The following is a 17,542-nucleotide window of genomic DNA, read 5'->3' on the forward strand; positions in this document are numbered from 1 at the left end:
GGTGGCCGCTGGCGAGCGCCCGCGCACGGCTAGCCTGCGGCACCTTCTTCAGCGTCACGTCGAGCCCGTGCTTCTCGAACAGCCCGGCCTGCTTGGCCAAGGTCAGCGGCGCGAAGCCGGTCCAGCCGCTGATGCCGATGGTGACCGCAGTGGCGGCCATCGCCGGCGCGGACAATGTGGCGGCGGCCATCATCGCCGCCGCGAAAATGGTGGGTCTTTTCATGGTGGTTCCCCTGTTTTAGGTGAGGCGCAATTGTGTCACAGAGGCCCAAAGGCTTGTCAATGAAGTGACGTTTCAACGAAACGTCATCCTGATCGAGCTGGAACTCAGCCAGCTTTTCCAACCCTCAGGGCGTGCCCCACCCGCGGTTGCGCCACATCCTCTCGCCGCTCAAGCAGTCGACGGGCGGCTGGTCTTCGGCCAGCGCCACCGGCGGGTGCGCGGCCTCTTCCGCCGCCCATTGCGGCGAAGCCGGACCGGCAAGCTCAAGCACCAGCTTGCGGCGGATCGCTTCGGGAAACTGCGTCCAGTCGTTGACCGGGATCATGAAGGCGCCCGGGCCGCCGATGACGCAGTTACTGTAATAGCGGTCGAGATTGGCAACGTCGAAGGCGCTGCCGAATCCGCTGCGCGTCATCAGTGGCAGTCCGTTGATGGTGATGCCTTGCTTCACCACTTCGTCGCGCGTGAGATTGACCGGTGGCCCCTGGTTGTTGGGTCCGTCCCCCGAAACATCAATGACGCGCTTGGCGCCCTGCACACCGCTTTCGGCGAAAAGATCGCTGGCAAAGGTCAACGCGCCGGAAATCGAAGTACGCCGCGCGCTGTCCGGATCACGCGCATTGAGCTGCGCGACGAAGCGTTCGGCGTCGGCGCGGTTGGCGATCACCGTCCACGGCACGATGACGCGCTGCCAGGTCGTGCCGGCCCATTCGACATAGGTGACGGCGATCTTGCCATAGGCGCCGTCGGTGATCGCCTTCAGCACATTGTCATGCGTCAGCGCCGCGGCGTAGCCATGGCGCTGGATTTCGAGCTCGGCCGGCGACATCGACAGCGATACATCCACCGCCAGCACCAGCTCGACATCGACCGGCTCGGCGGGAGAAGCCGCCGGCGTCAGCCAAAGCGACAGCGCCAGGGCGGCGCCGCCTGAGACGATATGCCTTGCGCGGGCATGAGCAGACATCGGCAAAGGTTAAGCGAAAATCGCCGCCCGCAAAAGCCGGCAATTCCTCGGCCTGGATTCCGCTGGCGCCGACCTTCTTAAAAATAGCGGGCGAGATTGGAACGGATGCGCGCCAGCACCGTGTCGCCGGAAAGATCGGGCACGAATTTCGCGCCGGTGATCGCCTCATAGGCCTGGATATAGACCTGCGAGGCCTGCTCGACGATCTCATCGGGAATATGCGGGATCGGATCCTTGTAGGGATCGCAGCGCGCCGCCACCCAGGAGCGGATGAAATCCTTGTCGAAACTCGCCGGCCGCCCGCCGCTTGCGAAGGCTTTGTCGTAACTCGCCGCGATCCAGTAGCGGCTGCTGTCGGGTGTGTGGATCTCGTCGGCAAGCACGATATCGCCGTTCGGCGCCGTGCCGAACTCGTATTTGGTGTCGGCCAGGATAAGCCCCCGTTCCGCGGCCCGCTGCTGGCCGCGCTTGAACAGCTGCAGCGCATAATGCGAGACGGTATCCCACTGCGCTTGGCTGAGCAGCCCCTGCTCGATGATCTCGGCCTCCGACAGCGGCTCGTCATGACCACCGCTTGCCGCCTTGCTGGTCGGCGTGATGATCGCTTGCGGCAGCATTTCATTGTCGCGCAGTCCATCCGGAAAACTGTGCCCGTAGAAGCTGCGTTCGCCTTTGCGGTACTTGGTCAGGATCGAGGTGCTGGTCGTCCCCGCCAGATAGCCGCGCACGACCATCTCGACCGGTAGCATGTTGAGGCGTGTCCCCACCACGACATTGGGGTCGGGATATTCCAGCACGTGGTTGGGGCAGATATCGGCAGTTTCCTCGAACCAGTATCGCGCCGTCTGCGTAAGCACCTCGCCCTTGAACGGGATCGAGGCCAGGATGATGTCGAACGCGCTCAGGCGGTCGGTCGCGATGATGATGCGGCGCCCGTCCGGCAGGTCGTAGTTTTCACGCACCTTGCCGTTGTAGCGGTTGGGCAGCTCGGGGATGAAGGCGTCGGACAGGATGCGCATGGGCGTGTGGCTTTCGCGGGCTTTTGATGCGGCCACATAAGCCGCTGTCCCCCTGCTCATCAAGCCGAACAGCGGGCCTTCCTCCAAAAGAAGGCCGGCTGTTACGATCAGCTCTCGCCCATCGGCCTCAGCTCCTCGGCTTGAGGTTCTCCGGGTCGTAGAGCGGCTTGTAGCCGACGCCGGCGACCTCGACCGGATAGGTCTCGCCGAAATATTCGACATTGAGCTTGCGGCCTTCCTGGGCGAAGGCAAACGGCAGATAGGCGAGCGCGATGTTCTTGCCGATCGTCGGGCCATAGGCCACCGAGGTGGTGAAGGAGCGGCGGCCGAGTTCGTCGACCAGCGTCTCGCCGGTCGCCGGGTCGAGCACCGGCATAGTGCCGACCGGATAGCGCGCGACGCCCTTGGCGTCCTTGTTGTCGGTCATCACCAGCGTGCACAGCATCGCCGGCTGGTGCTCGCGGGCGCGATACTCGACATGCTTGGCCTTGCCGCAGAAATCGTTCTCCTTGACCTTTGGACGGGCTAGATCGGCTTCGAGCAGGTTGTATTCGGTCAACAAGTCCGCGTTCTGCAGACGCAGGCTCTTTTCCATGCGGCGCGTGTTGGCATAGGTCTCGACGCCGAACGGCATGACGCCGGTCGAGCGCAGCGCGTCCCAGACGGCGAGACCGTCCTCGTAGCGCATATGCAGTTCCCAGCCCTGCTCGCCGACATAGGAGATGCGGAAGGCGGTAACGTCCTTGCCGGCGATCTTGATCGGCTTGATCGCGGCGAAGGGGAAATTCTCCGGCGTCAGGCCTTCGGGATTCTGGACCACCTTCTGCAAGGTCGTGCGGGCATTCGGCCCCCAAATACCGATGGTGACGTATTTTTCCGTCACGTCGGTGACGGTGGCATTGAAACCCTTGTCCTGCGCGGTGCGCTGCATGTAGCGGAAGTCGCGCGGGCCGGCGTCCGCCCCGTCGATGACGCGGCAGCGATCGGCCATGCGGATCACCGTGAAGTCGGCGCGCACCATGCCTTCCTCGTCGAGGAAGTGGGTGTAGATGCCCTTGCCGATATTGTTGTCGCCGCCGATCTTGGCCGCGCACAGCCATTCGAGCAGCGCGACATGGTCGGGGCCTTCGACGTCGTACATCGAGAAATGCGACAGGTTGACGATGCCGCAATCCTCGCTCATCGCCAGATGCTCGGCATTGGAGACCCGCCAGAAATGGCGGTTGTCCCACTCGTTCTCGCGCACCGGCACCCGATTGCCGTACTTCTCCAGAAGGTGCTCGTTGGCGGCATAGCCGTGGGCACGCTCCCAGCCGCCGAGTTCCATGAAATAGCCACCAAGCTCCTTCTCACGCTCCCAGAACGGCGAGCGGCGGATGTTGCGGCCCTTCGAGAAGGGCTCGCGCGGATGGACCGCCGGATTGTAGACCTTCATCGCCGTCTCGGTGCAGCGATCCCAGATGAACTGCTCCTGCGTCTGGTGCGGGTAGAAGCGCGAATAATCGATCTGGTGATGGTCGATCGCGGTGCGGCCGTCGGTCATCCAGTCGGCGATCAGCTTGCCCATGCCGGGCCCGTCCTTGACCCAGATGGCGACGGCGTACCACAGGCCCCTCACCTTCTGGCTTTCGCCCATCGAAGGCCCGCCATCGGTGGTCACCTGCAGAAGGCCGTTGAAGGAATGGCCCTCATTGTAGCCCAGCTCGCCCAGGATCGGCGTCAGTTCCATGGCGCGCTCCAGCGGCGCCAGGATCTGCTCCATGTCGAGGTCGCGCTGCGACGGCGAAAGCCGCGCCTGGTCCTTTTCGAGCAGGTCGCGCGGATGGCAGAGGCGCGGGTTGGTCTCTTCGTAGTAACCCCATTCGATCTGGCCGCCCTCGGCGGTCTTCGGATCGCCGGTGTCGCGCATATAGGCCGAGTTGCCCTGGTCGCGCAGCAGCGGCCAGCCGATCTCCTTGCCGGTGCCGGCAAACTCGTTGTAGGGGCCGAAGAAGGTAAGCGGATGGTCGATCGGCATCACCGGCAGGTCCTCGCCGACGAGTGCAGCGGTCAAGCGGCCCCAGATGCCGGTGCAGACGACCACATAGTCGGCCTCGATCGTGCCGCGCTCGGTCACCACGCCCTTGACGCGGCCGTTCTCGACCACCAGCGACTTGGCCGAGGTGTTGGCGAAGGCCTGCAGCTTGCCGACGGCGACACCTTGGTCGACCAGCTTGCCGGCAACCGTCTGCGAGCGCGGGATGACGAGACCGGCGTCCGGATCCCACAGGCCGCCCTGCACCAGATGCTCCTCGATCAGCGGGAATTTCTCCTTGATCTCGGCCGGCTCGATCAGCCGTGCGCGGGTGCCGAAGGATTTGGCCGAAGCGATCTTGCGCTTGATCTCGTCCATGCGGGCATCGTCGCCGACGCGCGCCACTTCGAGACCGCCGACGCGCGCGTAATGGCCCATCTTTTCGTAGAAATCGATGGAATAGAGCGTCGTCCAGCAGGACAGGAAATCGTGGCTGGTGGTGTAGCAGAAATCCGAGGCATGCGCCGTCGAGCCGATATCGGTCGGAATGCCCGACTTGTCGATGCCGACGATGTCGTCCCAGCCGCGTTCGATCAGGTGGTGAGCGACGGACGCACCGACGATACCGCCCAGACCGACGATGACGACCTTCGCCTTTTTCGGAAACTCTGCCATGGCCCGCGACTCCAGAAGGATAAAACGGGCGCGTCCGCGCCCTTTCGAATGGCGCACAATATGCAGAGGACGCGGATCGGGCTACCGCCTGTTTGCGACACGAGGCACGTGCGGCGCGACCCAACGCGCCGACCGTGCATCGATGATCATTTTACTCAGGAAAAGGCCCAGATGTCCTCCGCCTGGAAGCCGACCTGGTAGCCGGCGGTCTTGAGCTTGACCACGACCTGGCCGATCTCGGCCGCCGGCAGCGCGCCGACCTCGACCTTGATCATGCCGGGGCGGTAGCGCTTGAGGTCGAGCTGCTCGAACACCATCCAGTCGGCGCCTTCGCAGTCCACCAGGAAAGCGTCGATATGGGTAATGGCGTTGCGGTCGAGCAATGTCTGCAAGGTCTCCGACGGCACCTCGATGTCCTTCAGATGCGGCGCGAACTTGTTGAAGTTGGCATCCGCCTCGCCCCAGGCGTTCTTGCCCGACATCAGATTGGTGTCGGTGACCGACGAGCAGCCGATGAACTCGATCGGCAGCGTGCCGGCCTCGAGCGCCGCGGCGTCGAACGTGTGCACGGTGATGGTGCCCTTGGTTTTCGTGACAGCCACCGGTTCGATGATGAAGCGGCTCGCATCCGGGTAATTCGCGCGCAGCCGCTTCTGGTTGTACGGGATCGGTTCGACCAGCATGGCGCGCGCGCCCGGGATGCGGTGTAGCCACGGCGTCACGTCGTCGAACAGCGCACCGTCGCAGGCGCCGACATTGACCATCTGGAACGGCCGGCCGCCGAAGCGCGCTCTCAAGGCCGCCTTGGCGAGAAATTTCGTGCCGTGCAGCGAGGGGCTGCGGTCGAGAAGCCCGGCGGGCAGGCCGAGCGACAGGACGATGCGCGCCAGGTTGGAAAGCGAGCTCATGACTTGTCTCCGGGAAAGACCTGCAGCGCGGCGCGCCGGCCGCCCTGGCTTGCAGACGTCCACAGCGCCGTCAGCGGCGCGACGAGCAGCAGGAAGGGCGGCAGGAGGTTGGGGAAATAGATGCGGGTGTCGTGGATCGGAAAGACGGTGAACTTCGCCAGCACGCCGAGCACCAGCGCCGCCAGCAGGATGCCGGCGCGCCGGTCGAGCCGGAAGCCGGCGCGCTCCAGACCGAACCAGCCGGCCAAGGCCAGCACCGAGACGCCGACCCAGCTGTTGACGCTAACCGCCCGCACCACCGAGGCGGCGAAGGCCTTCAGGTAGGCCGCTATCGAAAACGGCGGCTCGAACCCGTCCATATTGTAGTGCTGCTCGATGCTGGAGAACCACAGATGCGGCCACCAGCCCGGATGCTGCGCCCAATGCGAGATGGCGAAATAGGCAACGAAGGAGGCGGCAAAGCCGGCCAGCGCGCCCCATGCCTTCTGGCGGAAGGCGATGACCAGCACGGCGAAGATGGCGAGAAAGACGATGTTGTCCGGCCGCGCCATAAACGCCAGGAAAAGCAGGATCGCGGTCGCTGCCTCTTGTTTGCGCACATAGGCAAACAGACCGCCGAGGAACAGCGCGGAGCAAAGTAGGTCCGGCGTCGAAGCGCGCGCCGCGTCGCCGAAATCGGCCATGATCAGAATAGCGCCTACCACCGGCGCCAGCGCCAGCGCGCCTTCCGCGCGCAGCCAGGCAAGCGTGATGGCGCCGAACAGCAGCACGGAAAACACCTGCACCAACCGCATCGCCTCGACTGGCGAGACGACATGGCTCAAATTGGACAGGATCTCGGCATAGAGGAACTTGATCCGGTACATGCCGAGCAGCGAATGGAAGTCGGCGGCATTGTCCGTCATGTGACTGCGGAAGCCGCCGCCATCGTCGGTCAGCGTCTTGTAATCGCCGGCCGAAACACCTGCCTTGACGGTGCTGTAAGCATAGTCATGCAGCGCCTGCGGGCTCGGATAGGCCCCCTCCTCGGCGATCGCCAGATAGGGGAGCATGTCCCAATTGGCGTCGGGCATGAACCAGGCCGTACAAGCGGTCAGCAGGATGTAGAGCGAAAACGCAACGGCTCCGATCGACGCCGCCCACCGCGCGTAAGTCCCCTCGCCCCATGCCAGACCGGCTTCCGCAAGCCGGTCGACAGGGTTGTTGGCAGGGGGCGACTTGGTCAGCATCGTCTCGCTCTGCGGCCTTTACTTGCCGACTTGGCTTTTCACGAAATCCTTCACGATCGCCACGATGCCGCGCGACAACAGGCTATCGAAGGCATCGACGAAGCGATCGACATGCTCGCGCTGGCAGATCAGCGGCGGCTCGAGCCGGATGACGTTGCGGTTGTACTCGGTAAAGGCCACCAGCACATCGTAGTCGCGCAACAAGAGCGAGCCGACAAAGCCCGATAGCGAGCCCTTCAGCTTATCGTCGAGCACGCTCACCACGGGACGCAACACCATTGGCAGGGTCTGCGAGAAATCGTGGAACTCCAGCCCGATCATGAAGCCTTTGCCGCGCACATCCTTGATGATCTTCGGGTATTTTTCCTTGAGCGCCTTGAGCCGCTGCAACAGGTACTCGCCGGTCGAGGCTGCGTTGTCGATCAGCCCCTCGTCATAAAGCACGTTGATGCCCTCGATCGCGGTGACGCAGGCTTCGCCCATGCCGCCGAACGTCGCCATGGCATGGATCATCGCCGTCTTCGGCGTGCCATAGGCCTTCATGTAGACGTCGCGCTTGGCGATCATGGCGCCGACCGCCGCCTTGCCGGCGCCGAGCGATTTCGCCAGCGCCGTCACATCCGGCACCACGCCATAATGCTCGAAGGCATAGAAGCGGCCCGAGCGGCCATAGCCGCACTGCACCTCGTCGGCGACCCAAAGCACGCCATGCCGGTCGCACAGCGCGCGCAGCTTCTGCCAGTATTGCGCCTCTGCCTGGATGATGCCGCCGCCGCCCTGGATGGTTTCGAGCACGATGACGCCGATCTCCGGATCGCTCTTGAACAGGCGCTCGACGGCGACGATGTCGGCAAAGGGAACGCGCACCACATTGTCCGCCACCTTGAAGTCGGCGCGGTAGAGCTGGCCGTCGGTGATCGCCAGCACGCCCTTGGTCTTGCCGTGGAAGGAATTTTCGGCATAGACCACCTTCGGCCGCTTCGGTCCTGCAGCGCGCTCGGCAAGCTTCACAGCCGCTTCCATCGCCTCCGAGCCGGAGGAGCCCAAGAACACCATGTCGAGCTCGCCGGGCGAGCACTTGGCGATGTTATGCGCAAGTGCGGCCGCATATTGCGACATGAAGGCGATGGCGATTTCCTGGCGCTTCTCCTCCTGGAATTTCTTGCGGGCTTCCAGGATGCGCGGATGGTTATGACCGAAAGCCAGCGAGCCGAAACCGCCGAAGAAGTCGAGGATCTTGCGGCCGTTCTGGTCGATATAGAACATGCCTTCGGCGCGCTCGATCTTGATCTTGTGGAAGCCGAGCAGCTTCATGAAATGCAGCTGCCCCGGGTTGAGATGCGCCTTGAACAGGTCGGTGATGCGGGCGACGTCCAGCGCCTTGGCCTGTTCGACGCTGATCAGCTCGGGCTTGGCGATGGTCGCGGGCGACAGCGCCGGCGCGTCGACCAGCGTACGCATTCCGGTGTGTTCCGGCTTGGCCATGACGGTCATCTCAGATCTCCCCTCGTCGCCCTTACTCGGCGGGAACGTGTTTGGTGGCGACGGCGTGGCCGTCCTTCTTTGCGCGGTATTCGCTGTAGGCGGCGATCAGCATGTCCTCGTCGCGATATTGCGGCACCCAGCCGAGCTGGCGCTCGGCCTTGGACACGTCGAGCACGCATTCCTCGTCGGCGATCAGATACTGCTCCGGATCCATGATCGGCATGTTCATGAGGTCGAGCAGGTCGAGCGTGCGCTTGACCGCCCATCCCGGCGTCGGCAGCAGGATCGACTTCGAGCCGGCATGGCGGATCAGGTCGCCGAGCAGCTTCTTTACCGGCGGCGGGTTGAGCGAACCGAGATTATAGGCCTCGTTCGGCACGCCGGCTTTCCAGGCCGCGCGGGCGGCCTCGGCGCAGTCGAACACCGAGATGAACTGGTACGGATTCCTGCCCGAGCCGATCATCGGCACCGGCAGATTCAGGTCGATCAGCTTGAACAGCTTTTCCAGGATGCCGAGGCGGCCGGGGCCGATGATCAGGCGCGGCCGAAACAGTGAGATCGACATGCCGCGCTTGCGCCATTCGGCGGCAAGCTCCTCGGTCTTCAGCTTCGACAGGCCGTATTCGCCGAGCGGCGAGACCGGGTGATCCTCGGTCATCGGCAGCACCACCGTGTGGCCATAGATCATGTCGGTCGTGTAGTGGACGAGCTTCGAGGCGCCGGCCTTGTCCATCGCCTGGATGATGTGCTCGGTGCCATGGAAATTCACCGGGAAGAAGAAGTCGTGCCGCTTGGCCCGTACCTGGATCGGCGACAGCATCTTGGCCGACAGATTGTAGACCATGTCGTCGGCCTGAAGCCCGACGCAGGACACCGAGGCTGGCGCGGTCACGTCGCAGGTGACGAAACGGACGTTGCGATAATGCGCAAGGTCGCTCTTGACGATGTCGGCGACGATCACTTCCTCACCGTCGGCGACGAGCTTTGGCGCAAGGTGACGGCCGACGAAACCGTCGCCGCCGAAAATCACATGTCTCATCGAACGATCTCGTTTGTCTGGATTTTGTCGGACGCGATGGAAGCGGTCTGGTCCTCATGCCCGCGCCCGCTCTGGGCGATCAGCACGGTGCCGACGCAGATGCAGGCGATGCCGGCCATGCGCCAGCCATTGAGGTCCTCGCGGAAGACGAAATAGGCGAAGATCGCGACGGCGACATAGGCAAGGCTGAGGAACGGATAGGCGAAGCTGAGCTCGACCTTGGACAGCACATAAAGATGCGAAGCCATCGAGATGACGAAGGTGCACAGCCCCAGGAAGACCCACGGGCTGAACACGATCTGCAGGAGTTTTATGATCGGATTGACGCCGTCGAACGAGATCGGCCCGATAGATATCATGCCTTGCTTCAGCATCAGCTGCGCCGCGGCATTGGTCATGACCGTGAAAAGAATGAAGACGATATATTTCATTGTTGCCACCCCGCCCGTGAGCGGTCCTATTACAAACCTGCAAACATTTCGTGAAGCCACAAGAATGTTTTGAGTAAATCGCGGTTTAACACTCTATTTACCATGATTTATTCAAACCTTATCTACTCTGCGGCTTCGGCAGTCCCCCTTCCGATATCCAGTCTCTTTGCCGTGCGTGCCCAAAAACTCGACAGGAAAGCCGGGTCGCGCAGCGCCTCCAGCCGTTGCCATTGCGGGAAGGACGCGGCGAAGGTCTCGGCCGGCATACGAGCGTCCTTGTAGGGATTGACCGCCCCGCCGGCCTCAACTGTGATGCGGTCGAGATCGGCAAGCAGCAGCAAGGTCTTTTCGCCCCGGTTGGGGAAATCCAGCGTCAGCGTGTAGCCCGGCCGCGGAAACGACAGCAGCCCAGGCGAGCGGATGCCGCCGAAGCGTTTCAGCACGGTCAGGAAGGAGCCCTGCCCTGCCCGCCTTGCGGCTTCGAGCAGCGCCGGCACGGCATGACGCGCATTGGCCTCCGGCACCACGCTCTGGTGCTGGAACAGGCCGCGCGGCCCGTAGAGCCGGTTCCAGTCGCGCACGCCGTCGAGCGGAAAGAAGAAGCTCTGGTAGCCAGCCTGGCGCGGACCCTGCGACCGGCCTTTCTTCCAGCGGTAGGCGGCATTGAAAGCGGTCAGGAACGGCCGGTTGAGGACGTTGAAAGGCGGCTGCACCGGCACGGAAAACCGGTTGCCGGCGCGCGTCGCGATGTGCCGGCCGTGCTCCGCATGATTGCCGGTGAACAAAAGCCCGCGCCCGCGCCCCTGGGCGCCGGCGAGTTGGTCGATCCAGGCAACCGCATATTCGTTGGCCTGGTCGGCGGCTTCGGCAAGATCGAAGAATTCCGAGAGATCGCGAAACCGCGTCGCCCGTTCCATGATGTCGAGCGAGGGCACGCGCATCAGCCGGATCGAAGCCGACAGGATCAGCCCGGTCAGTCCCATGCCGCCGATCGTCGCCTTGAACAGGCGGGCATTGTCGGTTTCGGAGCAATGGTAGGTCTTGCCGTCGGATCGGAGCAGCGTGAAGGCCTCGACATGGCAGCCGAAAGTGCCGCGCCGGTGGTGATTCTTGCCGTGCACGTCGTTGGCGATGGCGCCGCCCAGCGTGACGAACTGCGTGCCTGGAACGACCGCAGGAAAGAAACCATGGGGAGCGGCATGCGCAATGATGTCGCAAAGCAGCGTACCGGTATCGGCTTCCAGCTCGCCGGTTTCGACGTCGAAGGAGCGTATGCGGTCGAGCGGCCGCATGTCGACCACCATGCCGGCATCGTTCTGGCAGCTGTCGCCATAAGAGCGGCCATTGCCATAGCCGAGCAGCGATCCGGGTTTGGCCGCGCCGCTTTTCAGGAGCGCGATCGCCTCATCTGCCGGGATCGCCCGGCGCGCCGGCGGCGTCGCCAGGCCGAAGCTGCCGAGGCGCCTGGCCTGCATCACCAGCCCCCGGCGACGAGGAACACCGCGCCGATGGCGACGACGATCTGGCTGCGCCAATCGCGGATGATGAAGACGACCGGATCGTCATTCATCTCGTCGCGCCGGGCGAGGATCCAGACGCGCATCGTGAGATAAAGCACGATCGGCGCCAGCGGCCATATCAGCCAGGGATGCGGATAGAGCTCGCGCACCGCCGGGCTGTCCATGTAGAGCGCCAGAACCAGCGCTGAGGAGAACGCAGCCGCCATGCCTGCCTGCGCGACGATCTCCTGATCCTCGGTGCGATAGCCGCGGCCGGCGATGCGTTCGCCCGGCGGGATGGCCGTGGTGCGCAGTTCGACGAAGCGCTTCACCAGCGCCAGCGACAGGAAGAAGAAGATCGAGAAGGCGAGCAGCCAGAACGAGACGTCGACGCCGGTGGCGGCGGCGCCCGCCAGCACGCGGATCGTGTAGAGGCCGGCAAGCGTCAGCACATCGACCAAAAGCATGCGCTTGAACGACAGCGAATAGGCGGTGGTGACGGCCATGTAGCCTAAAAGCACCCCCAGGAACTGGATCGGCAGGAAGAGGCTCGTGGCGACGCCAAGCGTAAGCAGCACGGCGATCGCGCCGAGGCCGAAGGGGATGGACAGCGCGCCACTGGCGAAGGGCCTGTTGCGCTTCGTCGGATGCTTGCGGTCGAGCGCCAGGTCGAAGAAATCGTTGACGATGTAGATTGCCGACGCCACGGCGCTGAACGACACGAACGCCAGCAGGCATTCCCAGATCATATTGGGATTGAAATATTCGTGCGACAGCACCATCGGCACGGCGATCAGCGAATTCTTCAGCCACTGATGCACGCGCAGCATCTTGATGTAGGTCTTGAGCGTCCGCTTCGGCGCCGGCATGGCCTCGGCGCCATGCGCCGCCTGCCAGCGCCTGGCGCTGCGGTCAGGCGCCACGACGATTGCCACGCGCGCCGCGTCGAAAACCTTGAGGTCGTTGCGGCTGTTGCCGATATAGTCGAAGCCCGCATCGCCATAGGCGGCGACAAGCGCTGCGCACTTTCTGCCCGAAGTCATGTTGTGCGGCCCGTCGGTTGCCAGCACCCGGTCGAAGATGCCGAGATGCGCGGCGATCGCTTCCGCGAACTTGCGCGGCGTGCCGGTGGCCAGAACGATCTTGCGCCCTTCGCGGTGATCGCCCTGCAACCGGTCGAGCAGGTCACGGCGATAGGGCAGCGAGGCCGGATCGATGTCGACGCGTCTCGCGATTTCCTGCTTGAGTCGAGCCGGCCCGCCGGCCAGCCAGAGCGGCACCAGAAAGAGATAGAGCGGATTCTTCTTGAGCAGGACGAACAGACCTTCCCACAGAAGGTCCGTTGCAATCAGCGTGCCGTCGAGATCGACCGCAAGCGGAATTGCGTTCCTGTCCGACCGCGCGTCCATTGTCCTGCCCTGCTCAGGCGTGACCCATTTCGCGACGGGTCATCGCCACTGAAATCCGCGCCGTGTTCGGCGTCTCGCATCGGATATAGCTGGGGACGGCGTAGCGAACGTTAAAACGCCCGGTTGCAACGCGCGGTCATACCGGTATTTCGGGCGTCATCGTTAAGCGACGGCTACCGGAAACGATAAAAGGCCGGACATCCGCCCGGCCTTTGTCGAGTGTGCTGAGACGTTTTACTTGATGCGGGCGGCGCCGCCCGAGATCTCGACCGTCTCCGAACCGGTCAGCGCCTCGAGGTCGCCATTCGGCAAGGTGACGAAGCAGCCATTCGAGCAGAATTCCACCGTCTCGCCGGCCGCGAGCGTCAACTCGCTCTTGGCGCCGCCCTCGGTCACGATCAGGGTCCGCGTCTGGGCGTCCTTGTTGATCGCGCTGGCGGCGAAAGCCGAACCGCCCATGGCCAGCAAAGCGATGGCGGCAACGACAGACTTCCACATTGCATTTCCGGTGTTCTCACACCGCCTCTGTTCAAGATTTGCAAGGCATTCTCGCCCTTTGCATCGAAGCTTATATGAGATGTTACCTGAACCGCAACTGAATGCCGCATTCATGCCACAATCGGTTTTCGGCCGGCGTCGGCAAACTTAAGTTGGGTCGGGCTTGCGGCCCTTGCGCTTCATCTTGGCAAGCCGCGCCTCCTCGGCCGCTGCCTCCGCCTCGAGCTTTTGACGCTCGGCGAACTCCGCCTCGATCTTGTCGTCGTCGATCGGCCAGGTCTCTTGCTTCCTCGACTCGACGACGGCGCGCGGCGTCGACGGGATCTCGATATGCTCATCCTCGAAGATATCGAAGATGGCGAAGCGGATGTCGTTCTGGACGACGCTGCCGTTCATGATGTCAGCGACGAACACGCGGACCTCGAATTCGAGCGCGGCAAGCCCGAAATTGGCGAACAGCACGAAGGGTTCGGGATTCTTCAGCACCATCGGATGAGCGCGCGCTATGTCCAACAGGATGGCGTGGACCCGTTTGACGTCGCTGCCATAGGCGACGCCTACCTTGATGTCGACCCGGCCGAGCTTGTTGCGATGCGTCCAGTTTCCGACCGCATTGTTGATGAGGTTCGAATTGGGCAGGATTACCGACTGCCGCTGGAAAGTCTCGATCTCCGTGGCGCGCACGCTGATCTTGCGCACCGTGCCGCTGACGTCGCCGGCGACGATCCAGTCGCCGACCTTGAACGGCCGCTCAGCCAGCAGGATCAGGCCGGAAACGAAGTTCGACACGACATTCTGCAGGCCGAAGCCGATACCGAGCGAGAGCGCGCCGGCAACCAGCGCAAGGTTTGAAAGATCGATGCCCGCGGCCGAGATGCCGACCAGCCCCGCCATTGCCACGCCGGCATAGCCCACCCCCAGGCGGATGGAGTTGCGCACGCCGGTGTCGACCTTGCCGCGCGCCATCACCGAACCGTCGAGCCAGCCCTGGAACCAGCGCGTCAGGAAATAGCCGATGACGAAGACGACGATGCCGGTGAGGATGCCGAGGAAGGAGATCGTCACCGAGCCGATCTGGACGCCGGTCGCGAGCTTGTAGGCCCAGGCCTGGATATCGCCAGGCTGGAACCCCCACATCAAAAGGATCAGCGGCAGGAACACCAGCACGATCATCACATTGATGGCGATGCTGACGACAAGGCCGAGCTGGTCGAGCGTGGTGTCCTCATAGCTGGAGTTCTCGGCGAGCCAGCGCCCGACAGAGGTGTCGGCGAAGCTGCCCTCCTCGCCGATCGCGCGCGCCGACAGGAAGCCGATATAGGCGGTGATCAGCATGGTACCGGTGACGACGACCTGGATCGAAACGAACAGCGCCAAGCCGATATAGCCGAGCATTGCCGCGGCGATGGTGAAGAGGCCGAGCCCTATTGCGAGGAAGCGCAGCCATGCGGGCCACGGCCGCCATGATCCGTCCTTGGCCCTGAAGGGTCTGAGCAGGCCCATCAGGATCAGGATGACGCCGACGATGACGGTGGCGACGAAGCTCCTGGCGATCGTCAGCGACAGCGGCGAGCCCATCTTCTCGTTGACGACCGAGAGGAAGTAGTTGAAGCCGAGCACGATGGCCATCGCCGTCGCCAGGCCGACCAGCCAGCGCGCCGCGCCGGTCGCAACCGGGATGAGCCGCCAGTTCGGCAGCCGCGGCTCGAGCGCCGAATTGGTCAGCCGGTTGACGCAGAACACCATGCCGATCACGGTCAGCAGAGCGTTGAGGAAGATGCCGATGTCGCCGCGCAACACGCTGTAATAGTTGAAGAAGAGGACCGTACAGGCGAAGAAGGCGCCGAGCGCCACGGTCGGCAGCAGCGTCGACCAGAAGGCGACCGACAGACGGCTGAGATAGGAAGGTTCTTCGACGGTGGGGTCGGGCTCGAAGATACGGCCGAACAACCGCCTTCCGCCGATGAAAAGCACGACCGCCAGCGCGAGCGCCATCAGCGTCGCGGCAAGGATCGCCTGGAATTTGAACTTGAGGGCGAAACTCAGCCAGGAACTGACGGCTTTGTATAGGCCGGTGAACTGGTCATGGGCGTCTGAAAAAGCCTGCGGGCTCAGTGCGTCGGTCAGCTCATACTGCTTGGTGAGCACGTTGCGGAAAAGCGCGCTGCGCAATTCCGCTATCTTATCGACCAGCCCGTTGACGCGGATCGATAGGTTCTGGGCGCTGGCGACGACCGCGTTGATTTCCGCCTTTTCGGCGGAGAGAGCGGCACGCTCGCTGCTGACGATCGCAGGCTCGGGCGGCTGCCCTTGCGCCGGCGGCGGTCCGAGCACTTCGACACGGGCATTGATGTCGGTCAGCCGCTGGCGGAATGCCAGCGCGCTCTTCAGCGCCGCCTGCGAGATATCCTCGAGCTGCAGGCGGATATCGACCAGCCCGGCATCGTCCTGGCCGGGATCGTTCATTTTCTTCTCCAGCCCGTCGGTCCTGGTCGTCAGGTCCTGGATGACCTTGGTCTGGTCGGCGATGAGCTGCGAAGAACCATGCCCGATCGCCTGCGCCATCGCGTCAAGCGACGGCTGCGCCAGCGCGGCGACAAGCAGGACCAGGATCAGGCGTAGCAGTCGAAAGACCATGACGTTGTGGCGACTCGCGGCCGGAAATACCTTCGAAAATCCCGCCCTTGATAAAGACCGCCATTCCAGGCGGCAAGCCGTTGCCGTTTCGTGACCGGTGCGCAGGCCGAAGTCGGCCTGTCGAAAAGCCATGGCGCAATCCTGGCTTTGCGCTTCCCGCCCGCTCTATAGTGTGCCGCTTCGCACCAACAGGACGATGGTAAGAATGGCGGAATATTCAGCCTTTTCGCTGCTCAAGAACGCGCTGACCGGAAACAAGGACTGGAAGCCCGCCTGGCGCAAGCCCGACCCCAAAGCCTCCTATGACGTCATCGTCATCGGCGGCGGCGGCCATGGCCTCTCGACGGCCTATTACCTGGCCAAGGAGCACGGCATCACCAAAGTCGCGGTGCTGGAAAAAGGCTGGCTCGGTTCCGGGAATGTCGGCCGCAACACCACGGCCGTGCGCTCCAACTATCTCCTGCCGGAGAATACCCGCTTCTACGAGCATTCGATGAAGCTGTGGGAAAACCTCTCCCACGAGCTAAACTACAACGTCATGTTCTCGCAGCGCGGCTGCCTCAATCTCGCCCATACGCCAGCCCAGCTTGACGATTACGCCCGGCGCGGCAACGCCATGCGCCATCTCGGCGTCGACGCCGAATTGATGAACCTCGACCAGATCAAGCGGCTGGTGCCGGCGCTCGACCTCTCCGGCTCGGCGCGCTTTCCCGTGCTTGGCGGGCTGATGCAGCCGCGCGCCGGCACCGCGCGCCACGACGCGGTCGCCTGGGGCTACGCGCGTGGCGCCGATCGACGCGGCGTCGACATCGTCGAGAATTGCGAGGTCACCGGCTTCCTGCGCGACGGCGACCAGATCACCGGCGTGACCACGACGCGCGGCGACATCCGCGCCAGGAAGGTTGCGCTAGCCGTCGCCGGCAGCACCGGACATGTCATGCAGCTTGCCGGCATCTCGCATATGCCGATCGAAAGCCATGTGCTGCAGGCCTTCGTCTCGGAATCGCTGAAGCCGGTCATCGACACCGTTCTGACCTTCGGCATGGGCCATTTCTACATCTCCCAGTCCGACAAGGGCGGCCTCGTCTATGGCGGCGACCTCGACGGCTATAACAGCTACGCCCAGCGCGGCAGCCTGCCGATCGTCGACGAGGTGATGAGCGAGATGCTGGCGCTGTTCCCGGGGCTCGCGCGCGTGCGCATGCTGCGCTCCTGGGGCGGGCTTTGCGACATGACGATGGACGGCTCGCCCATCATCACCACCGGCCCGCTGCCCGGCATGTATCTCAATTGCGGCTGGTGCTACGGCGGCTTCAAGGCGACGCCGGCTTCCGGCTGGTGCTTTGCCTACACCATTGCCAAGGACGAGCCGCACTCGTTCAACGCGCCGTTCACGCTCGACCGTTTCTACCGCGGCCTGATCATCGACGACAAAGGCCAAGGCGCCAATCCGCGGCTGCATTAGGGAACCATGATCCCAAAAAGTGGGAACCGGCTTTGGAAAAGATC

The 17,542-nt window shown here is 63.6% G+C and carries 14 protein-coding genes; 1 reads left to right on the plus strand and 13 read right to left on the minus strand.

Features of this window, described 5'->3' with window-relative positions:
* From FJ988_RS17795 to FJ988_RS17855, 13 genes are all read right to left on the minus strand, one after another.
* On the minus strand, positions 1 to 223 hold a 223-nt coding region (locus tag FJ988_RS17795), incomplete at its 3' end, for an ABC transporter substrate-binding protein (protein ID WP_181183575.1).
* Between the two features lie 124 nt (positions 224 to 347).
* Complete coding sequence (locus tag FJ988_RS17800) at positions 348 to 1,190, minus strand: DUF1194 domain-containing protein (protein ID WP_140819658.1); 843 nt, start codon at positions 1,188 to 1,190, stop codon at positions 348 to 350.
* 77 nt (positions 1,191 to 1,267) lie between these two features.
* Positions 1,268 to 2,209, minus strand: a complete 942-nt coding sequence (locus tag FJ988_RS17805; RefSeq protein ID WP_140819866.1) for a phosphoribosylaminoimidazolesuccinocarboxamide synthase — start codon at positions 2,207 to 2,209, stop codon at positions 1,268 to 1,270.
* 127 nt (positions 2,210 to 2,336) lie between these two features.
* A complete protein-coding gene (locus tag FJ988_RS17810; RefSeq protein WP_140819659.1) occupies positions 2,337 to 4,898 on the minus strand; it encodes an FAD-dependent oxidoreductase in 2,562 nt (853 codons plus the stop codon).
* A gap of 155 nt (positions 4,899 to 5,053) precedes the next feature.
* Positions 5,054 to 5,806 (minus strand): FkbM family methyltransferase, encoded by a 753-nt coding sequence (locus FJ988_RS17815; protein ID WP_140819660.1) that lies wholly within the window; start codon positions 5,804 to 5,806, stop codon positions 5,054 to 5,056.
* The gene (locus FJ988_RS17820; protein WP_140819661.1) at positions 5,803 to 7,035 is read right to left on the minus strand and encodes a hypothetical protein; all 1,233 of its coding nucleotides are present in this window, start codon (positions 7,033 to 7,035) and stop codon (positions 5,803 to 5,805) included. Before FJ988_RS17820 ends, FJ988_RS17815 begins: the two co-directional genes overlap by 4 nt.
* Before the next feature lie 18 nt (positions 7,036 to 7,053).
* Positions 7,054 to 8,496 (minus strand): aspartate aminotransferase family protein, encoded by a 1,443-nt coding sequence (locus FJ988_RS17825; protein ID WP_181183584.1) that lies wholly within the window; start codon positions 8,494 to 8,496, stop codon positions 7,054 to 7,056.
* Between the two features lie 55 nt (positions 8,497 to 8,551).
* Positions 8,552 to 9,559 carry an NAD(P)-dependent oxidoreductase gene (locus tag FJ988_RS17830; RefSeq protein WP_140819663.1) on the minus strand — a complete coding sequence of 336 codons (1,008 nt, stop codon included), beginning with the start codon at positions 9,557 to 9,559 and terminating at the stop codon, positions 8,552 to 8,554.
* The gene (locus FJ988_RS17835; RefSeq protein WP_140819664.1) at positions 9,556 to 9,990 is read right to left on the minus strand and encodes an EamA family transporter; all 435 of its coding nucleotides are present in this window, start codon (positions 9,988 to 9,990) and stop codon (positions 9,556 to 9,558) included. Before FJ988_RS17835 ends, FJ988_RS17830 begins: the two co-directional genes overlap by 4 nt.
* A 122-nt stretch (positions 9,991 to 10,112) precedes the next feature.
* The gene (locus FJ988_RS17840; RefSeq protein ID WP_140819665.1) at positions 10,113 to 11,465 is read right to left on the minus strand and encodes an FAD-binding oxidoreductase; all 1,353 of its coding nucleotides are present in this window, start codon (positions 11,463 to 11,465) and stop codon (positions 10,113 to 10,115) included.
* Complete coding sequence (locus FJ988_RS17845) at positions 11,465 to 12,898, minus strand: UbiA family prenyltransferase (protein WP_140819666.1); 1,434 nt, start codon at positions 12,896 to 12,898, stop codon at positions 11,465 to 11,467. The genes FJ988_RS17840 and FJ988_RS17845 overlap by 1 nt, the downstream gene beginning before the upstream one ends.
* Positions 12,899 to 13,132: 234 nt before the next feature.
* Complete coding sequence (locus FJ988_RS17850) at positions 13,133 to 13,396, minus strand: hypothetical protein (RefSeq protein ID WP_140819667.1); 264 nt, start codon at positions 13,394 to 13,396, stop codon at positions 13,133 to 13,135.
* A gap of 147 nt (positions 13,397 to 13,543) precedes the next feature.
* On the minus strand, positions 13,544 to 16,033 hold the full coding sequence (locus tag FJ988_RS17855) for a mechanosensitive ion channel family protein (protein ID WP_140819668.1): 2,490 nt from the start codon (positions 16,031 to 16,033) through the stop codon (positions 13,544 to 13,546).
* A gap of 205 nt (positions 16,034 to 16,238) precedes the next feature.
* On the opposite strand from FJ988_RS17855, the gene FJ988_RS17860 reads away from it, so the two are divergent.
* Entirely contained in the window at positions 16,239 to 17,498 is a 1,260-nt protein-coding gene (locus tag FJ988_RS17860; protein WP_140819669.1) for a sarcosine oxidase subunit beta, read from the plus strand.
* Positions 17,499 to 17,542 lie beyond the last annotated feature (44 nt).

The organism is Mesorhizobium sp. CU3 (assembly GCF_006442965.1).
In the GTDB taxonomy this organism is placed as follows: Bacteria; Pseudomonadota; Alphaproteobacteria; order Rhizobiales; family Rhizobiaceae; genus Mesorhizobium.